We start from the raw sequence: 16,551 nt of genomic DNA, 5'->3' as shown, positions 1-16,551 counted from the left end.
GTGCGCGCCTGCAACGTCTTGAGGAGGCCATGACTGACATTTCCCGCGCCGATGCCATCCTGGTGGTGGATGACGAACCCGATCTGCTGACGTTGTACGAGTTGACCCTGCTGCGTGAGGGCTACACGGTGGAGACTGCCGGCAGTGTTCAAGAAGCGTGGCGGCAGTTGCAAACCCGGCGCTTCAAACTGGTGATCACCGACATGCGCTTGCCCGACGAGTCGGGCATGGTGTTGCTGCGCCGGTTGGAGGAGGCCGGGCGTGCGGAGCGCGTGATCGTGGTCACTGCGTACGGTTCAGCGGAAAACGCGGTCAGTGCCCTCAAAGCCGGGGCGTTCGACTATCTCACCAAACCCGTGGATTTACGGCAGTTGCGGGGGGTGGTGTCCGCCGCGATGGGACGCAAGAGCGGACAGACCCCAGCCCCAGCGGCCACCGCTGTGCGCAGCATTGCGCTGGATCGTTTGGTGGGGGCTTCACAAGCCATGTGCCAAGTGCGCAGCTTGGTTCAAAAGGTGGCGCGCAGCATGGCGCCTGTGCTGGTGCATGGCGAGTCGGGCACCGGCAAGGAGTTGGTGGCGCGGGCCATCCATGAAGTCAGTGTGCGGGCCACGTTGCCTTTCATCGCGGTCAACTGCGGGGCGATTCCTGAAAATCTGCTCGAAGCAGAGTTTTTTGGCTACCGGCGAGGGGCGTTCACCGGGGCTCAAGAAGACCGAGAGGGGTTTTTCCAGGCCGCCAACCATGGCACGTTGTTTCTGGACGAGATTGGCGACTTGCCCTTGACCATGCAAGCCAAGCTGTTGCGGGTCATCCAAGAGCGGGCGGTGCGGCCTGTTGGGGCGGTGATGGAGATGCCGCTGAACGTGCGCATCGTCAGCGCCACCCATCGCGATCTGGCGGTGGAAGTTGCGGCTGGGCGTTTTCGGCAGGATTTGTTTTATCGGCTGAACGTCATCGCCATTACCGTACCGGCCTTGCGTGAGCGTCGGGACGATGTGCCATTGCTGGCCGCAGCGTTGCTGGCGCGCCTGGCCCAGGAGGCTGGGTTGGGCATGGTGCCTGCGTTGTCGCCGCCTGCGCAGGAGGCCCTCAAAGCCTACGATTTTCCCGGCAATGTGCGCGAGTTAGAAAACATGCTCATGCGCGCCATGGCGTTGGGGGATCATGCCGTGATCGAAGTCGCCGATCTCGGTTTGGACGAGGCGGAGCCAGGTGCCGCAGAGCTTCCGCTTGATCCTCTCTCGACCCCACAAGCGGGGCTGTGGGTGCTGCCGCCCGAAGAGGACGTGGTGGCACGGCTCATCGCTTCACCGCCAGTGCCTGCGGCAGCCGAACCAGCGTTCGCCACCCGTGCAGACAGCCTGCCCTGCAATTTGGAGCGTTATTTGGACGACGTCGAACGAGGCATCCTGGTTCGTGCTTTGCAGGAGCATGGTTTCAATCGAACGGCGGCAGGGCAGCGTTTGGGCCTGACCCTGCGACAAATGCGCTATCGCATGGCCCGGCTGGGCATTACCGCAGACGATTGCGTCGATGACACCCATGACCTCTGACACTTGGAATGACGCCGGTTGGTGGTTCGGTGCCCGTTGGGTGCCGTCCCCGAATCATGGGCCGCGTCCACCGGAGGCCGGGGTGGATTTGGTGGTGTTGCACTCGATCAGCTTGCCACCGGGGACGTACGGTGGCCCCGAGGTCGAAGCGTTTTTTCAGAATCAGTTGGATTGGACAGCCCATCCGTTTTTTGAGCAAATCCGGGGCTTGGAGGTGTCGGCGCACTTTTTCGTGCGCCGCGATGGCGAGGTGGTGCAATGTGTGGCCACCGATCGGCGGGCGTGGCATGCGGGACGCTCGTCGTGGCAGGGGCGGGACAATTGCAACGATTACGCCGTCGGTATCGAGCTGGAAGGCTTGGAAGGGGACGTGTTTGAGCCCGCTCAGTACGCCAGTTTGGTGCGCTTGTTGTTGGCGCTGGCGCGGCGGTATCCGTCGTTGCGGGCTGTGGCGGGACATGAGCATGTGGCCCCTGGGCGCAAGGCCGACCCAGGCCCAGGCTTTGACTGGGCCCAATTGCGCGCTCATCTCGATTGGCCAGCGGCGTGCTTTGCCAGCCTGTCGGCTGCCGTTGTTTCTGAGGAAGCCAAGCGGTTTGGCTGAGGCTTGTCAAGAGACTGTGACGCTAGCGCTAGTGTTTCTAGGGTTGGCGGACACCAGATGTAGTGTCTGGGCCTGGCTGTGCTAACCTTCTGCTTCGGAATCGCCGCCATGTCTACCGCACACATTCACCGTTGTTTTGCCGCGTTTTTGTGCGCTGTTGTCGGGCGTGCCCTCTCTCCCTTATGTGCGGGGCCGTGAGCGTTCTGCTCCGGAACTGACGCGGGTTGCCCTTTTCGCAAGAGCAGCCGAGTTTCCCTATTTCCCACTGTTTTCCTGGCCCATCCATGGCATTGCTGCTGGCATGGGGTGGCCCGGGTGTTGTCGTTTTCCTGAACTGAAGGGGTCTCATGCAATCGTCCGCCTACAGCTCCGACGTGGCTGAAGCCGAGCGTCCGGCCACCAAGCCGGCTGTCACCGCCAATCTTTACGCGAACTACCACATCATTCGCCGCAATGGCGCAGTGGCCAGTTTCGAGCCTCACAAGATCACCACCGCGCTGATGAAGGCGTTTTTGGCGGTGCGTGGCGCGCAAGGCGCAGCGTCGGTCACGGTGCGCGAAGCCGTCGAGGAGTTGACGCAAATCGTGGTGCGCGCCCTGATGCGCTCGCGCCCGACCGGCGGCACCTTCCACATTGAAGACGTGCAAGACCACGTCGAGTTGAGCCTGATGCGCGGCGGCTACCACGATGTCGCCCGGGCCTACGTGCTCTACCGCGAACGCCACGCCCAAGAGCGCGCCCGCCTGGCCGCTGAGGCTGCCGCCGCAGCGGCGGCGGCTGCCGCTGCCAAGCGCGTGCTGCATGTGGTGGTGAACGGCCAGCGTCAGCCGCTGGATGAGGCCAAGTTGGCTGTCCTGATGTCGTCGGCTTGCGCGGGCTTGGGTGAAGACGTGCGCCCCGAGCCCATCCTGGCGGAAACCCTGCGCAACCTTTACGACGGTGTGCCCATCGAGGAGGTCTACAAGGCTGCGATTCTGGCTGCGCGGACGCTGATCGAAACCGATCCGGCCTACACCCGCGCCACTGCCCGCCTGTTGCTGCACACCATTCGCCAGAACATCCTGGGCCAAGAGGTGACGCAGGAAGAAATGGCCACGCGCTACCCCAGCTACTTCCCGCAGTTCATCCAAGAAGGCGTGAATGCCGAGCTGCTGGATGAAAAACTGCTGAGTTTTGACCTGACTCGCCTGGGCGCTGCGCTCCAACCCGAGCGCGACTTGCAGTTCGATTACCTTGGCCTGCAAACCCTGTTTGATCGCTACTTCCTGCACATTGGCGAGCGCCGCATCGAAATGCCGCAGGCGTTCTTCATGCGGGTGGCGATGGGTTTGGCTCTCAACGAAGAGGAGCGCGAGGCCCGGGCCATCGAGTTCTACAACGTGCTCTCTCGCTTCGATTTCATGTCGAGCACGCCCACGCTGTTCAACGCGGGGACGCGGCGTTCGCAGTTGTCGAGCTGCTACCTGACCACGGTGTCGGACGATCTGGAAGGCATTTACGAGGCGCTGAAGGAAAACGCGCTGCTGTCCAAGTTTGCCGGCGGTCTGGGCAACGATTGGTCGAACGTGCGCGCCCTGGGCAGTTACATCAAGGGCACGAACGGCAAGAGCCAAGGCGTGGTGCCGTTCCTCAAGGTGGTGAACGACACGGCGGTGGCGGTCAACCAATGTTTTGCGCCCGATACCCTGGTGCAAACCGCCGAGGGTGCCCGCCCGATCCGTGACTTGCGCCCCGGTGACTTGGTGCTGGGCCACAGCGGCCAGTATCGCGAGATCACCGAACGGATGGTCTACAACCAGACCGACCCGATGCTGGCGCTGGACATCAAACACAGCATCGAACCCATCGAAGTGACCGACGCGCACCCGTTCTGGGCGCTGCAAGGCGTGCCGATGGAACAAGCGGGCGAGCGCACCCAGGCGTGGCTGACCAAGGGCAAGGTGCAGCCGGCTTGGGTGGAGTCGGGCCGGCTCGTGGCGGGCGATTACGTGGGGTTTGCCATCCCGCGTGAAGTGGTGTCGGTGCCTGGTTTCACCGAGGACGATGCGCGGCTCTACGGCATTTTGTTGGGTGACGGCCATCTGTCCAAAGACGCGATGCAATGGGGCGTGTCCGGCAACCCGCAGCGTGATGAGCACTTGGCGTTCGTGCGGGCTTACCTGAGCGAGCGTGGCATCCACTTCTGGGAAACCGCACGCGGGGACAGCTACCTGCAAATCCACTGGGCATCTGGCCGTGGCGCACTGCGCGATGGCACCACGGGCCGCATCACCGGCGCCGGTGCCCCGACGCTGCCGTTCGAGTATGCCGACCTGTACGACCGCCACCACGCCAAGCGCATTGCGCGGCGTTTTTCGCACCTGCCGCGCACCCAGACGCTGGCCTTGGTGCAAGGTTTGTTGGAAACCGATGGCTGTGTGTCACGCGGCAAGGAGCTGACGTTCACGTCGGCATCCGAGGCGCTGGCGCATGGCGTGCGGTATCAGATGCTGCGCCTGGGCGTGCCCGTGTCGGGCCAGAAACGCACCCGCCAGCATCAGCATGATGGCGTGCGCAGTGATGGCTCAGTGGCTCACTTTGACGGTGAATCCACCAGCATTGACCTGCGCATTCCCGCCGTGCCCGAGCTGGCCGAGCGCCTGGGCTGCCAAGCGCTGAGCAAGCGCAATTGGATCGAGCACGAAGGGGTGGTGTTCTCGCGGGTGCGCTCGGTGCGCCCGATCACCCCCAAGGCCCTGGTGGTCGATTTGAAGGTGGACACCGACGAGTCCTACCAAACCGTGGCCGGTCTGGCGCACAACGGTGGCAAGCGCAAGGGTGCGGTGTGTGCCTACTTGGAAACCTGGCACCTGGACATCGAAGAATTCCTGGAGCTGCGCAAAAACACGGGGGATGACCGTCGTCGTACCCACGACATGAACACCGCCAACTGGGTGCCCGACCTGTTCATGAAGCGGGTGATGGAAGGTGGCCAGTGGACGCTGTTCTCACCTTCCACCTGCCCGGATCTGCACGACAAGATCGGCACGGCCTTCGAGCAGGCTTATGTGGCCTACGAAGCGGCGGTGGATCGTGGCGAGATCAAGCTGTTCAAGCGTCTGCCGGCCAAAGACCTGTGGCGCAAGATGCTGACCATGCTGTTTGAAACCGGCCACCCCTGGATCACCTTCAAGGACGCTTGCAACCTGCGCAGCCCGCAGCAGCATGTCGGCGTGGTGCATTCAAGCAATCTCTGTACCGAAATCACCCTGAACACCAACGAGGAAGAAATCGCCGTCTGCAACCTCGGCTCGGTGAACTTGGCGCAGCATTTGAAGGACGGCGCCAACGGCAAGGAAATCGATCACGACAAGCTCAAGCGCACCGTCTCGACAGCGATGCGCATGCTCGACAACGGCATCGACATCAACTACTACGCCGTGGCCAAGGCCCGCACTGCCAACATGCGCCACCGTCCGGTGGGTCTGGGCGTGATGGGCTTCCAAGACGCGCTGTACCAACTGCACACGCCTTACGCCAGTGCCGCAGCGGTGGAGTTCGCCGACCGCTCCATGGAAGCACTGTGCTACTACGCCTATTGGGCCAGCACCGATCTGGCCGCCGAGCGGGGCCGCTACAGCACCTACGAGGGTTCGCTGTGGAGCCAAGGCATCCTGCCGCTGGATTCGCTGGAGCTGCTGGCCCAGGCACGCGGCGGTTATGTCGAGGTGGATCGCAGCAGCACGATGGATTGGGCGGCGCTGCGCGGACGCATCGCTCAGTTCGGGATGCGCAACAGCAACTGCGTGGCCATCGCGCCCACGGCGACCATCTCCAACATCATCGGCGTGGATGCGTCCATCGAGCCGTGTTTTGGCAACCTGTCGGTCAAATCCAACTTGTCGGGTGAGTTCACCGTGGTCAACGAGTACCTGGTGCGTGACCTCAAGAAGTTGGGCCTGTGGGACAGCGTCATGGTGATGGACTTGAAACACCACGACGGCAGCTTGCGTCGCATCGACCGCGTGCCCGAGGAAATCAAGCGCTTGTACGCCACGGCCTTTGAGGTCGATGCCCGTTGGTTGGTGGAGGCTGCATCGCGGCGCCAGAAGTGGATCGACCAAGCGCAGTCGCTCAACATCTACATCGCGGGCGCTTCAGGCAAAAAGCTGGACGACACCTACAAGCTGGCGTGGACGCGTGGCCTCAAAACCACCTACTACCTGCGCACCATGGGGGCGACGCACGCTGAGAAGTCCACCATCTCCGCCGGGGCGCTGAATGCGGTGCCCAGCCAAGGTGGTGGGGCCGGTTCGAGCGGTGGCATGTCAGCGGCGCTTGATGCGGTGGCGCGTCAGGCCCAAGCCATGCTGGCAGCGGCCAGTGCCTCGGTGCCGGCCACCGACATCAAATTCTGCGGTGTGGACGATCCCACCTGCGAAGCCTGTCAGTGACGGCGGGGCGACCCACGGCCTTCGGGGCGTGGGTTTTGCCCTTTTTGGCCGTTGTCAAAACCCCCTGAATCACGATAATTCGCCCTCCCTATGTTGAACTTCGACGATGACGATTTCCCGCTGGGCGGGACTTCCCCGGCCATGTCGCCTTCTGCGGCCACGCTTCAGTCTGACAACTTGGCACCCGGCCAGCGTCGGGTGAACGTGGCCGACAAGCGCATCATCAACGGCCAAACCGACGTCAACCAGTTGGTGCCGTTCAAGTACAAATGGGCCTGGGAAAAGTACCTCGCCACCTGCGCTAATCACTGGATGCCGCAGGAAGTCAACATGAGCCGGGACATCGCCACCTGGAAAGACCCGCACGGCTTGAGCGACGATGAGCGCCGCATCATCAAGCGCAACCTGGGCTTTTTTGTCACCGCCGACTCACTGGCCGCCAACAACATCACGCTGGGCACGTATCGCCACATCACGGCGCCCGAGTGCCGCCAGTTTTTGTTGCGCCAGGCGTTCGAGGAGGCCATTCACACCCACGCTTACCAGTACATCGTGGAAAGCCTGGGGCTGGATGAGAGCGAAATTTTCAACGCCTACCACGAGGTGCCCTCGATTCGGAACAAGGACGAGTTCCTGATCCCGTTCATCGACGCGATCATGAACCCCCTGTTCAAGACCGGCACCCCGCAGGCCGATCAGACGCTGCTGCGCTCGCTCATCGTCTTTGCCTGCTTGATGGAAGGGCTGTTCTTCTATGTCGGCTTCACGCAAATTTTGGCGCTGGGTCGGCAGAACAAAATGACGGGCGCTGCCGAGCAGTACCAGTACATCCTGCGCGACGAGTCCATGCACTGCAACTTCGGCATCGACCTCATCAACCAAATCAAGCTGGAAAATCCGCACCTCTGGACCGCCGAGTTCAAAGCCGAGATCACCTCGCTGTTCCTGCGTGCCGTCGATTTGGAATACGCCTACGCCGAAGACACCATGCCGCGTGGCGTGCTCGGGCTCAACGCAGCGATGTTCAAGGGTTATCTGCGGTACATCGCCAACCGGCGTGCGACTCAGATCGGCCTCGATCCGCTGTTCCCGAACGAGGAAAACCCCTTCCCCTGGATGAGCGAAATGATCGATTTGAAGAAGGAGCGCAACTTCTTCGAAACTCGCGTCATCGAGTACCAGTCGGGTGGTGCCCTGAGCTGGGATTGAACCCTGGCTTGTTATTCCCCGAAATTTCTCTCAAGGAGTTTGTTCATGGCGACCAAGAAGACAACCAAAACCGCAACCGCAGACGCGCCTGTGCTGGCTGAGGCTTCGGCCACGCCGGTCAAGCCGACGCTGAAGTCGTCCAAGCGCGTGGCCAAGGCCGCTGTGACCGAGACGGTGGCGGCTGCCCCGGCCGCCGTGGAGGCACCGGCTGTTGTTGAAGCACCCGCCGCTGTGGCACCGGCACCCGTTGAACCTGAGGCTGCTCCCAAGAAGGCAGCGGCTAAGAAAAAGGCAGCGGCTCCGGTGATCGCAGAAGCTTCGGCGACGCCGGTCAAGCCCACGCTCAAGAGCACTGCCAAGCGCGCCAGTGCCAAGAAAGTGACCGAAGCCGTCCCCGAAGTGACGCCGGAACCCGCAGCACCGGCCCCCGCCGCCGTTGTGGACGAAGCTCCCAAGGCCGCCGCCCCGGCCAAAGCGCCCAAGAAAGCCGCAGCCACCAAGAAGGCTGCCGCAGCACCGGCCCCCGCCGCTGCGCCCTCGGCCAAGACCACGCTGAGCCCCAACGCCGCTTGGCCTTTCCCGACGGGCAACAAGCCCTGAGATCAGCGCGGCGCGCAGCCCCAGGCTGCGCGGTCGATGGGGTGGTTTTGCCCACCCCGATGGCCGATCTTGAGCGCGCCCAGCCGGTTGCCCAGCTCGACGCAGCGCTCCAGCGGCCAGCCTTGTTCCAAACCGTAGAGCAGGCCGCCCCGGAATGCATCGCCGCAGCCGGTCGGATCCACCACCGCATCGGCCTTCACCCCGGCCACGCGGGTGCAGTGGCCCTTCACCCACACGTCGCAGCCTTCCGCGCCCAACGTCACCAGCAGGCCTTCCAGGTGGCTGTCGGCGATTTGCGCCAAACTCAAGCCGGTGCGCTCACACAGCATGCGCGCTTCGTAGTCATTGACCGCCACCCAGGTGGCTTGCGCGATGAAGGCCCGCAGCTCCTCACCGTTGAACATGGGCAAGCCTTGTCCTGGATCGAAAATGAACGGGATGCCCGCCGCTTTCAGGTCACGGGCGTGGCGCAGCATGGCCTCCCGACCGTCAGGGCCAACGATGGCCAGGCGAATGTCCTCGCGGGCCGGCAAGCCGATTTGATGCGCTGATTGCATCGCACCGGGATGGAATGCCGTGATCTGGTTGTTGTCCCGATCCGTGATGATCATGGCTTGGGCGGTGTAGCTGTCGCTGTCGGTGAGAACGGCGCTCACATCGATGCCCAGTTGGCTCAGATGGGCCAAGTAACCCGTGCCATCTCCCCCGACGGCGGCCAGCACCACGGCCTGTCCGCCCAGAGCATTCAGGTTGTAGGCGATGTTGCCTGCGCAACCGCCGTACTCGCGCCGCAGCGTTGGCACCAAAAAAGAAACATTCAGGATGTGAACTTGATCAGGCAGGATTTGCTCGGCGAAGCGGCCGGGAAAATCGGTGATGGTGTCAAACGCAAGAGAACCGCAGACAAGACTGGCCATGGGGAATCGGTGCCATCAAGGGTAAAACAAGACCAGCGAGAAGCCGGCCACGGGCAAGGTGCCCACATCAATGAACGCGCTGATCTGCCAACTGTTGCTGCCCCGGATCGACTCTCCCGGGCTGCGCAGTTCCTGTGGTTGCAGCATCTTACGAACCAGCACCTGGCCGTAGGCATCGGTCAGGGTCAGATCCAGGGATGGCGTGCGCACGGGATGGCGTGCCCGGTTGTGCAGCTCGGCGCGCAGATGCAGCACGTTTTTGGCGCTGGTCTGCTGAATTTTGCTGCTGACCAGCACCAGTTGTTCCAAAGCGCGTGGACTCTCTAACTGACAGCCCACCACACTGCACATCTTCACCAAGTAGCCGCGCAGGCCGGTGTAATGCGTGCTCAGTTCGTTGCGGTACTGCACCAGCACTTGCAGCCCCAGCAACAGCACCAGCAATGGCGCCAACAAGGCCATCATCCAGCGGGCCCAGCGGCGGTGATACCAGCGTGCTGCCGCTGGATCTTGCAAAAAACCGGGCACAGGATGGACGGTGGGAGCCGTGTCCGCCGTCACGGCCACGGGTTCAGCCGCTGTGGAGGAGGCTTCTGGCGGTACCGGAGGCGCTGGGGGCGGTTGTTCGGTGGACGGTGGCGGCGTCACAGGGGAAGGGGACGCAGCGGGAGGTTGCTCGGGCGCTGGCGCGGGTGGCTGAGGGGGGGCTTCGGTGGCGGGTGCGGGCGCTGGCCCATCGGCGGCGGGTGGCGTGACCGTCGGCGGCTGAGGCAGCACCACCGTCAGCGCGGGGACGGGCACTGCCACAGCGGTGACCGCTGGCACCGGCGGCGGTGCGGTGGTCAACGGCGGAAGATCCCACGTCGGTGGTTGGCGTGACGGGGCTGGCAATGGCCCGAAGTCCGACGCCGCCAAGGTGCTGGCACCGAAATCGGTGTGCAACTGGGAGTCGGGTTCGGTGGCCGAGGTGCCGGCGAGGGGCGTCGGCGTGGGGGCACCAGCGGGAGCGGCGGCGTCGGCTTCGAACAGGTGTTCGAGGGCGTTGAAAACTTCACCGCAACGTCCGCAGCGTACCCAGCCCTCGGAGACTTTCAACTGGTCTTGCACCACATGGAACACCATGTGGCAGGCGTGGCAGCGGGTGAGAAGGCTCATGGCGCGGATGATGCCATGGCCGCTCAGTGGGTCAGCGCACGCTGGGCACCCATGAGAATCCAACCCTCTTGTTCTTGCAGCACTTCCAACTGCAACCACGGGGCGTAAGCCTGCTTCAACTCATCGGCTTGGCGGTCAAGAATGCCGGCCAGCACCAGGTGCCCACCTGGGGCCACATGGCTGCACAGCAACGGCGCCAGCAGCTTGAGCGGCGTGGCCAAGATGTTCGCCAGCACCAGCGGGTATTCCCCCTGCGCCAGCTCGGGCAGGCCGACGTTCACCGCCACGCCATTGGCTTCGGCGTTGGCGGTGGTGGCTTCGACAGCAGCGGGGTCGATGTCCACCGCGTCCAGAGCTTGCGCACCGTGCATGCCCGCACCGATGGCCAAGATGCCCGAGCCGCAGCCGTAGTCCAGCACACGGTGCCAGGTGGTGCCGAATGCGGGGGCGTTGTGGGCGATCCAGCCCAGGCACATGCGCGTGGTCGGGTGCGTGCCGGTGCCAAAGGCCAGACCCGGGTCGAGGCGCAGCACTTTTTCCGCGCTGGCGGGCACCTCGTGCCAGCTCGGCACGATCCAAAACGTGGGCGTGATGTCCACCGGCGCGAATTGGGATTGGGTGAGGCGCACCCAGTCCTGTTCGTCCACGGGGTGCAGGCCTTGGGCGTGCAACCCCTCCGTCCAGTCCTGCGCCAACAGCAGGGTGAGGGCGGCCTCGGCCTGTTCGGTGTTCTCGAACAGGGCTTTGATCACCGAACGATCCCAGCCCGGGCGCGGGGCCGGCATGCCGGGTTCGCCGAACAAGGGTTGTTCGTCTTCGGTGTCGGCATCGGCGTCTTCCACGGAAGCCGACAGCGCCTCCAGCTCGTCCATCAGCGCATCGCAGACGGGTTCGACCAACGCTTGCGGCGTCGTCAGCACGAGTTCATACAGGGCCATCGGCCATTTCCTTTCAATCAGCTGCGACGACGATCCGCCAGCCAGTGCTCCAAATAATGGATGCTGGTGCCACCCTTGCCGAAACCGGCGTCGATCATCAGATCGCGGTGCAGCGCGATGTTGGTGTTGATGCCTTCCACCACCATTTCCGACAAGGCCGTGCGCATGCGCGCCAAGGCTTGCTCGCGGGTGTCACCGTGGACGATGAGTTTGCCGATCATCGAGTCGTAGTTGGGCGGCACATAGTAGTTGGTGTAAGCGTGCGAATCCACGCGCACCCCCGGGCCACCCGGTGCGTGCCACAGCGTGATGCGCCCCGGCGACGGCAGGAAGTTGTACGGGTCTTCCGCGTTGATGCGGCACTCGATGGCGTGGCCACGCACCCCGATGTCCTTTTGCGTGAAAGCCAGCTTTTCGCCAGCGGCCACGCGGATTTGGGCTTGCACGATGTCGATGCCCGTCACCAGCTCGGTCACCGGGTGTTCGACCTGCACGCGGGTGTTCATCTCGATGAAGTAGAACTCGCCGTTTTCGTACAAGAATTCGAAGGTGCCGGCGCCGCGATAACCGATCTTCTTGCAAGCATCGGCGCAACGCTGGCCGATTTTCTCAATCGTCTTGCGCGGGATGCCGGGGGCTGGCGCTTCCTCGATCACCTTTTGGTGGCGGCGCTGCATCGAGCAGTCGCGCTCGCCCAGCCAGATGGCGTTGCCGTGCTGGTCGGCCATGATCTGGATTTCCACATGGCGCGGGTTCTCAAGGAACTTCTCCATGTAGACCTCCGGGTTGCCGAAGGCCGCACCGGCTTCCGCCTTGGTGGTTTGCACCGCGTGCAGCAACGCCGCTTCGGTGTGAACCACGCGCATGCCGCGTCCGCCGCCGCCGCCGGCGGCTTTGATGATCACCGGGTAGCCGATGTCGCGTGCGGTTTTGGTGATTTCTTTGGGATCGTCCGGCAGCGCACCTTCTGAGCCGGGCACGCAGGGCACGCCCGAAGCGATCATGGCTTGCTTGGCCGACACCTTGTCGCCCATCAGGCGGATCGAGGCGGGCGTCGGGCCGATGAAGGTGAAACCGCTTTGCTCGACGCGCTCGGCGAAGTTGGCGTTTTCGCTCAGGAAACCGTAACCTGGGTGAATCGCTTCGGCGTCCGTCACTTCAGCCGTGGCGATGATGGCCGGCATGTTGAGGTAACTCTGCGCCGAAGGGGCTGGGCCGATGCACACGGCTTCGTCGGCCAGGCGCACATACTTGGCGTCGCGGTCGGCTTCCGAGTAGACGACCACCGCTTGGATGCCCATTTCCTTGCAGGCGCGCTGGATGCGCAGCGCAATTTCGCCCCGGTTGGCGATCAGGATTTTCTTGAACATGACGGGCCGCGCCTTATTCGATGATGAACAGCGGCTGACCGTATTCCACCGCCTGGCCGTTGCTCACCATGACCTTGGTGATGGTGCCGGCCTTGTCCGCCTCGATCTCGTTCATGATCTTCATGGCTTCGATGATGCACAGCGCTTGGCCTTCCTTGACGGCGCTGCCCACATCCACCATCGGCTTGCCGCCCGGTGTGGACGAAGCGTAGAACGTGCCTACCATCGGCGACTTGACCACATGGCCGCTCAGAGCCGGGGCCACCGGAGCGGGCGCGCCGGTCGGGGCGGTGGTGATGGGGGCGGCGGCCATGGCCATCGGGGCGGGGGCTTGAACCTGCATCATCACCGGGGCGCCGCCGGACTTCACGATCCGCACTTTGCCTTCGTTCTCGGTGATTTCGAGTTCGGCGATGTTCGACTCAGAGACCAGGTCGATCAGGGTTTTGAGCTTGCGCAGATCCATGAGGGGAGACTCCAATCAAGGTGGGCACGACACGTCACGGCGTGGGTCGGCCTGGTTTCGGGGTGCCGAACTTTAGCTTATTGGAGCCTATGGCAACGAACGTCGCTCAAAATAAAACAACGTCCAATTGACTTGGGTTAGGTGCTTGCGAGCAGGCGGTTCAGTGCGGGGAGATCACCGCGCCAGCTTTGGCCGCGTGCATCGGGCTGAAGGGCGCCGCGCACTGCGTCGGCATCGTGAACGATGAAGTGCAGGGTGACGCTTTCGCCCAAAGCGCGACACGGGGCCGCCAAGGTCAGCACGAAGGGGCCTTCGCGCTCGCCGCCTCGGCTGTCAAAGTCCCAGCCCTGGTTGAGGAAAGCGATTTCGACCATTTTGGGCTCGTCGCAATACAGGTCGATGCGCAGGCTGGACAAACGTGTGGCCGTGCCGCGCCAAACGGCCCCACCCAGGTGCGGGCGAAACTCACTCACCCGTTGCATCCAGCGCTGGGCCAGCTCGCGCAGGGCGCGCAGTTCACCGGGTTGGGTGTCGGCGGCGAAGATGGCCAGGTACTCGCGCACGGCGTCTTCCAACACATCGTCGCTGGGCAGTTCGGCACGACGGCCACGCCCTCCGCCGGTCAACTGGCGTGCGGCTTTGCGTTTGGCCTCGGCATACTCTAAGCCTTCTTCGACCACCAAGCGGGCGGCGTGGTGGGCCAGGGGCAGGTCATCGTCATCCATGAACATCAAGGGAGGTCGGCGGCACCCATGCGGCCAATGATCAGGGCAGTGCGGTTGTTCAAATAAGGCGAGCGGGGCTGTTTTTCGAAGCGTTTCGGGGCGGGCAGCATCACCGCCAAACGAGCAGCTTGGCTCGGGTTCAGTTGATGGGCGGCAGCTCGGAAATAACGCTGCGCCGCCGCTTCGGCACCAAACACGCCTTCACCCCATTCGACGTGGTTCAGGTAGATGGTGAGAATGCGGCGTTTGCTCAGCAAACCCTCCAGCATGAAGGTGATGAGAAACTCCTGCGCCTTGCGCATCGATGTGCGCTCACCCGACAAAAACAAGTTCTTCGCCAATTGTTGGGTGATGGTGGAGCCGCCAATGATCTTGGCGCTGACCTTGTTCGGGCTGGTTTGGCCGGTGGCCTCTTGGCGGCGCTCCAGTTGTTGATTCAGACGCTCGGCGCGGGCTTCGGCGCGGCGATTGCGTTCCCAGGCGTTGCGCAGGGCGTCCCAGTCCACGCCGTTGTGTTCGATGAACGACGCATCCTCACTGGAGATCACCGCCCGCTTGAGATGCACGGACAAGCCACTGTCCGCCACCCAGGTCTGGCGCCATTGCAGGGCGGTGTCGGGTTCGCGCATCAGGCGCCAGATTTCACTGCGCTCAAATGTGGTCGATTGCGGGTCGATGACGATCATCAACGCGACACGCACCACAAAGTAAAGCTGCAAACACACTCCGCACAGCAGCAGCAAGCCGATCAACCGCAGGGCTTGCCAGAACAGCACGCGGGGCGTGGGGCGGGGTGGGGAAAGGGTGGGCAGCGCCATGGACGGGGTTCAGTGGGCGGCCTGATCCACATCGGCCCGCAGGGCTTGGAGCACCGCAGCCGTGTCCGGACGCATCCCGCGCCACACGGCGAAGGCTTCCGCCGCCTGTTCCACGAGCATGCCCAGCCCGTCCCGTCCCTGGGCGCCGTGCGCTTGTGCCCAGTCTAGGAACGGGCGGGCGGCGGGGCCGTACATCATGTCCAAAGCCAGAGCGCCCGGTGCCAGCACCTCGGCGCCGACGGGGATACCTTGGCCGCCCAAGCTGCTGGCGGTGCCGTTGATCACCACATCGAAACCCGCGCCACATTCCTCCAAGGTGCTGGCCCGCAGTGTCACCGCGTGGTGGGTTGCCAATGCGGCATGGCTGGCCACCAGGGTTTCGGCCTTGGCCAGGGTGCGGTTGGCCAGCACCAGTTCGGCGGGTGCCGTTTCCAGCAAGGGGCCAAGCACGCCAGCGGCAGCGCCGCCCGCGCCAATCAGCAGCACACGCCGGCCCGCCAGCGGCACGCCGGCGTTGTGGGTGATGTCGCGCACCAAGCCGGCGCCGTCGGTGTTGTCGGCCAGCCAACCTTCGGCGTCAAAGCGCAGGGTGTTGGCCGCACCCGCCAGGGTGGCACGCGCCGTGGCGCGTGGGCACAGCGCGAACGCTTCAAACTTGAACGGCACCGTGACGTTGCACCCACGCGCCCCAGCCGCCGCGAACGTGCGCACCGTGCTGGCAAAGTCGTCGAGCGGGGCCAGCACGCGCTCATAGGTCAGGTGTTGACCCGTGGCTTGCGCAAAAGCAGCATGGATGGCAGGCGAGCGGCTGTGTGCCACCGGATGACCCATGACCGCGTAGCGATCCGGGGCCAAAGTGGAGGAAGATGAGGTCGTCATGGGTCAGCGTGAATCCGACGATCCGAGGGAGGTTTCCAACTGGTCGGAGCGGGTGAAGCGGAAGCGCGAGGTCACCACGATTTCGTCGGCTTCGCGCAGCATGTCTTCGGTGAAAGGGCCGAAGGGGGCGGCGGTCTGCACGATGGCCAGCGCCCGGCGATCCAGTTCTGGATTTTTCGAGGGGTTCACGACTTCGACGTGACGCACCCGCCCAGTGGCATCGATGGTGAAGTTCATCAGCAATTCACCGTACAGTTTTTCCCCTTGGTAGGTGGGGAAGTTGCGCGTGCCACGTTCCTCGATTTTGCGGCGCAGCGCATCGTAGTAGAGCGCGTACACCACCTCGCGTGTGGCGGGGCTGATGAAACGCTTGCGTGGCCGGGCGTTTTCCTCTTGGATGCGCTTTTCAATCTCCGCCAGTTGGCGCAGTTTCTGGCGGCGCAGCTCCTCGCGGCGTGCTTGCTCGCTGGCGTCTAAGGTGCGGGTGGGATCGGGTGGCGCGAGGTCGGCCAGCTCCTGGCGCACCCGCGCCAGCAGTTGCATTTGCATTTGCTGCAACTGGGCGATGCTGTGCTGTGCCTCATCGGGGCCATCGCCGGGGGTGTCGGTTTCTGAGGAGGGCAGGGGCGAGGTGGCGCGGCCTTCCTCGGCCTCTCCTCCGCCGGCCAAGCTGACCTGCGCCGCCGCCTGGGCTTCGATGGGCGCCTCTTCGGAGCGCGCATTGACGAGGATGATCTGCATTGGCAGATCGTCAAACAAGCGATTGAAGCGTTCCGGATCGGCCAGCCGCAGGGACAACAGCCCCCCATGCACCCCCACCGACAAGGCGAGGGCGATTTGCATCGCGGTGGGGCGCCAGCGGGGCGAAGTCGAAGCCATGG

The 16,551-nt window shown here is 63.7% G+C and carries 14 protein-coding genes; 5 read left to right on the top strand and 9 right to left on the bottom strand.

All coding sequences use genetic code 11. From position 1 onward, the window contains the following. The first annotated feature begins 29 nt into the window (after nt 1-29). The 5 genes from VITFI_RS15455 to VITFI_RS15435 all read left to right on the top strand — a co-directional run bounded on the left by VITFI_RS15455 (nt 30) and on the right by VITFI_RS15435 (nt 8,402). Entirely contained in the window at nt 30-1,556 is a 1,527-nt protein-coding gene (locus VITFI_RS15455) for a sigma-54-dependent transcriptional regulator (RefSeq protein ID WP_089417741.1), read from the top strand. Further along, the gene (gene ampD / locus VITFI_RS15450; protein WP_198301523.1) at nt 1,537-2,160 is read left to right on the top strand and encodes a 1,6-anhydro-N-acetylmuramyl-L-alanine amidase AmpD; all 624 of its coding nucleotides are present in this window, start codon (nt 1,537-1,539) and stop codon (nt 2,158-2,160) included. Before VITFI_RS15455 ends, ampD begins: the two co-directional genes overlap by 20 nt. A gap of 347 nt (nt 2,161-2,507) precedes the next feature. Then, nucleotides 2,508-6,593 carry a ribonucleoside-diphosphate reductase subunit alpha gene (locus VITFI_RS18735; protein WP_089417739.1) on the top strand — a complete coding sequence of 1,362 codons (4,086 nt, stop codon included), beginning with the start codon at nt 2,508-2,510 and terminating at the stop codon, nt 6,591-6,593. Nucleotides 6,594-6,683: 90 nt separating this feature from the next. Beyond that, on the top strand, nt 6,684-7,802 hold the full coding sequence (locus VITFI_RS15440; protein WP_198301522.1) for a ribonucleotide-diphosphate reductase subunit beta: 1,119 nt from the start codon (nt 6,684-6,686) through the stop codon (nt 7,800-7,802). 45 nt (nt 7,803-7,847) lie between these two features. Beyond that, nucleotides 7,848-8,402 carry a hypothetical protein gene (locus VITFI_RS15435; protein WP_089417738.1) on the top strand — a complete coding sequence of 185 codons (555 nt, stop codon included), beginning with the start codon at nt 7,848-7,850 and terminating at the stop codon, nt 8,400-8,402. 2 nt (nt 8,403-8,404) lie between these two features. On the opposite strand, the gene VITFI_RS15430 is transcribed toward VITFI_RS15435, so the two are convergent. The 9 genes from VITFI_RS15430 to VITFI_RS15390 form a co-directional block, all read right to left on the bottom strand. Then, on the bottom strand, nt 8,405-9,319 hold the full coding sequence (locus tag VITFI_RS15430; RefSeq protein WP_089417737.1) for a carbohydrate kinase family protein: 915 nt from the start codon (nt 9,317-9,319) through the stop codon (nt 8,405-8,407). A 15-nt stretch (nt 9,320-9,334) separates the two neighbouring features. Beyond that, complete coding sequence (locus VITFI_RS15425; RefSeq protein ID WP_089417736.1) at nt 9,335-10,474, bottom strand: zinc-ribbon and DUF3426 domain-containing protein; 1,140 nt, start codon at nt 10,472-10,474, stop codon at nt 9,335-9,337. A gap of 23 nt (nt 10,475-10,497) precedes the next feature. After that, nucleotides 10,498-11,412 (bottom strand): 50S ribosomal protein L11 methyltransferase, encoded by a 915-nt coding sequence (prmA, locus tag VITFI_RS15420; RefSeq protein ID WP_198301521.1) that lies wholly within the window; start codon nt 11,410-11,412, stop codon nt 10,498-10,500. Nucleotides 11,413-11,429: 17 nt separating this feature from the next. Continuing rightward, nucleotides 11,430-12,782 carry an acetyl-CoA carboxylase biotin carboxylase subunit gene (gene accC / locus VITFI_RS15415; protein ID WP_089417735.1) on the bottom strand — a complete coding sequence of 451 codons (1,353 nt, stop codon included), beginning with the start codon at nt 12,780-12,782 and terminating at the stop codon, nt 11,430-11,432. Between the two features lie 13 nt (nt 12,783-12,795). Continuing rightward, nucleotides 12,796-13,248: an acetyl-CoA carboxylase biotin carboxyl carrier protein gene (accB, locus tag VITFI_RS15410; RefSeq protein ID WP_089417734.1), complete on the bottom strand. Its 453-nt coding sequence runs from the start codon at nt 13,246-13,248 to the stop codon at nt 12,796-12,798. Nucleotides 13,249-13,385: 137 nt separating this feature from the next. Continuing rightward, entirely contained in the window at nt 13,386-13,973 is a 588-nt protein-coding gene (locus tag VITFI_RS15405; RefSeq protein ID WP_089418200.1) for a hypothetical protein, read from the bottom strand. Nucleotides 13,974-13,978: 5 nt separating this feature from the next. Then, nucleotides 13,979-14,791, bottom strand: coding sequence for a transglycosylase domain-containing protein (locus tag VITFI_RS15400; protein ID WP_089417733.1), 813 nt, complete (start codon nt 14,789-14,791; stop codon nt 13,979-13,981). 9 nt (nt 14,792-14,800) lie between these two features. Next, nucleotides 14,801-15,670: a shikimate dehydrogenase gene (gene aroE / locus VITFI_RS15395; RefSeq protein WP_198301520.1), complete on the bottom strand. Its 870-nt coding sequence runs from the start codon at nt 15,668-15,670 to the stop codon at nt 14,801-14,803. 3 nt (nt 15,671-15,673) lie between these two features. Next, the gene (locus VITFI_RS15390) at nt 15,674-16,549 is read right to left on the bottom strand and encodes an energy transducer TonB (RefSeq protein ID WP_089417732.1); all 876 of its coding nucleotides are present in this window, start codon (nt 16,547-16,549) and stop codon (nt 15,674-15,676) included. Nucleotides 16,550-16,551 lie beyond the last annotated feature (2 nt).

The organism is Vitreoscilla filiformis, assembly GCF_002222655.1.
Taxonomy (GTDB): Bacteria; Pseudomonadota; Gammaproteobacteria; order Burkholderiales; family Burkholderiaceae_C; genus Ideonella; species Ideonella filiformis.
Note: the sequence above shows the minus strand (reverse complement) of the source record. Positions and strands in the feature narration are given on the sequence as shown.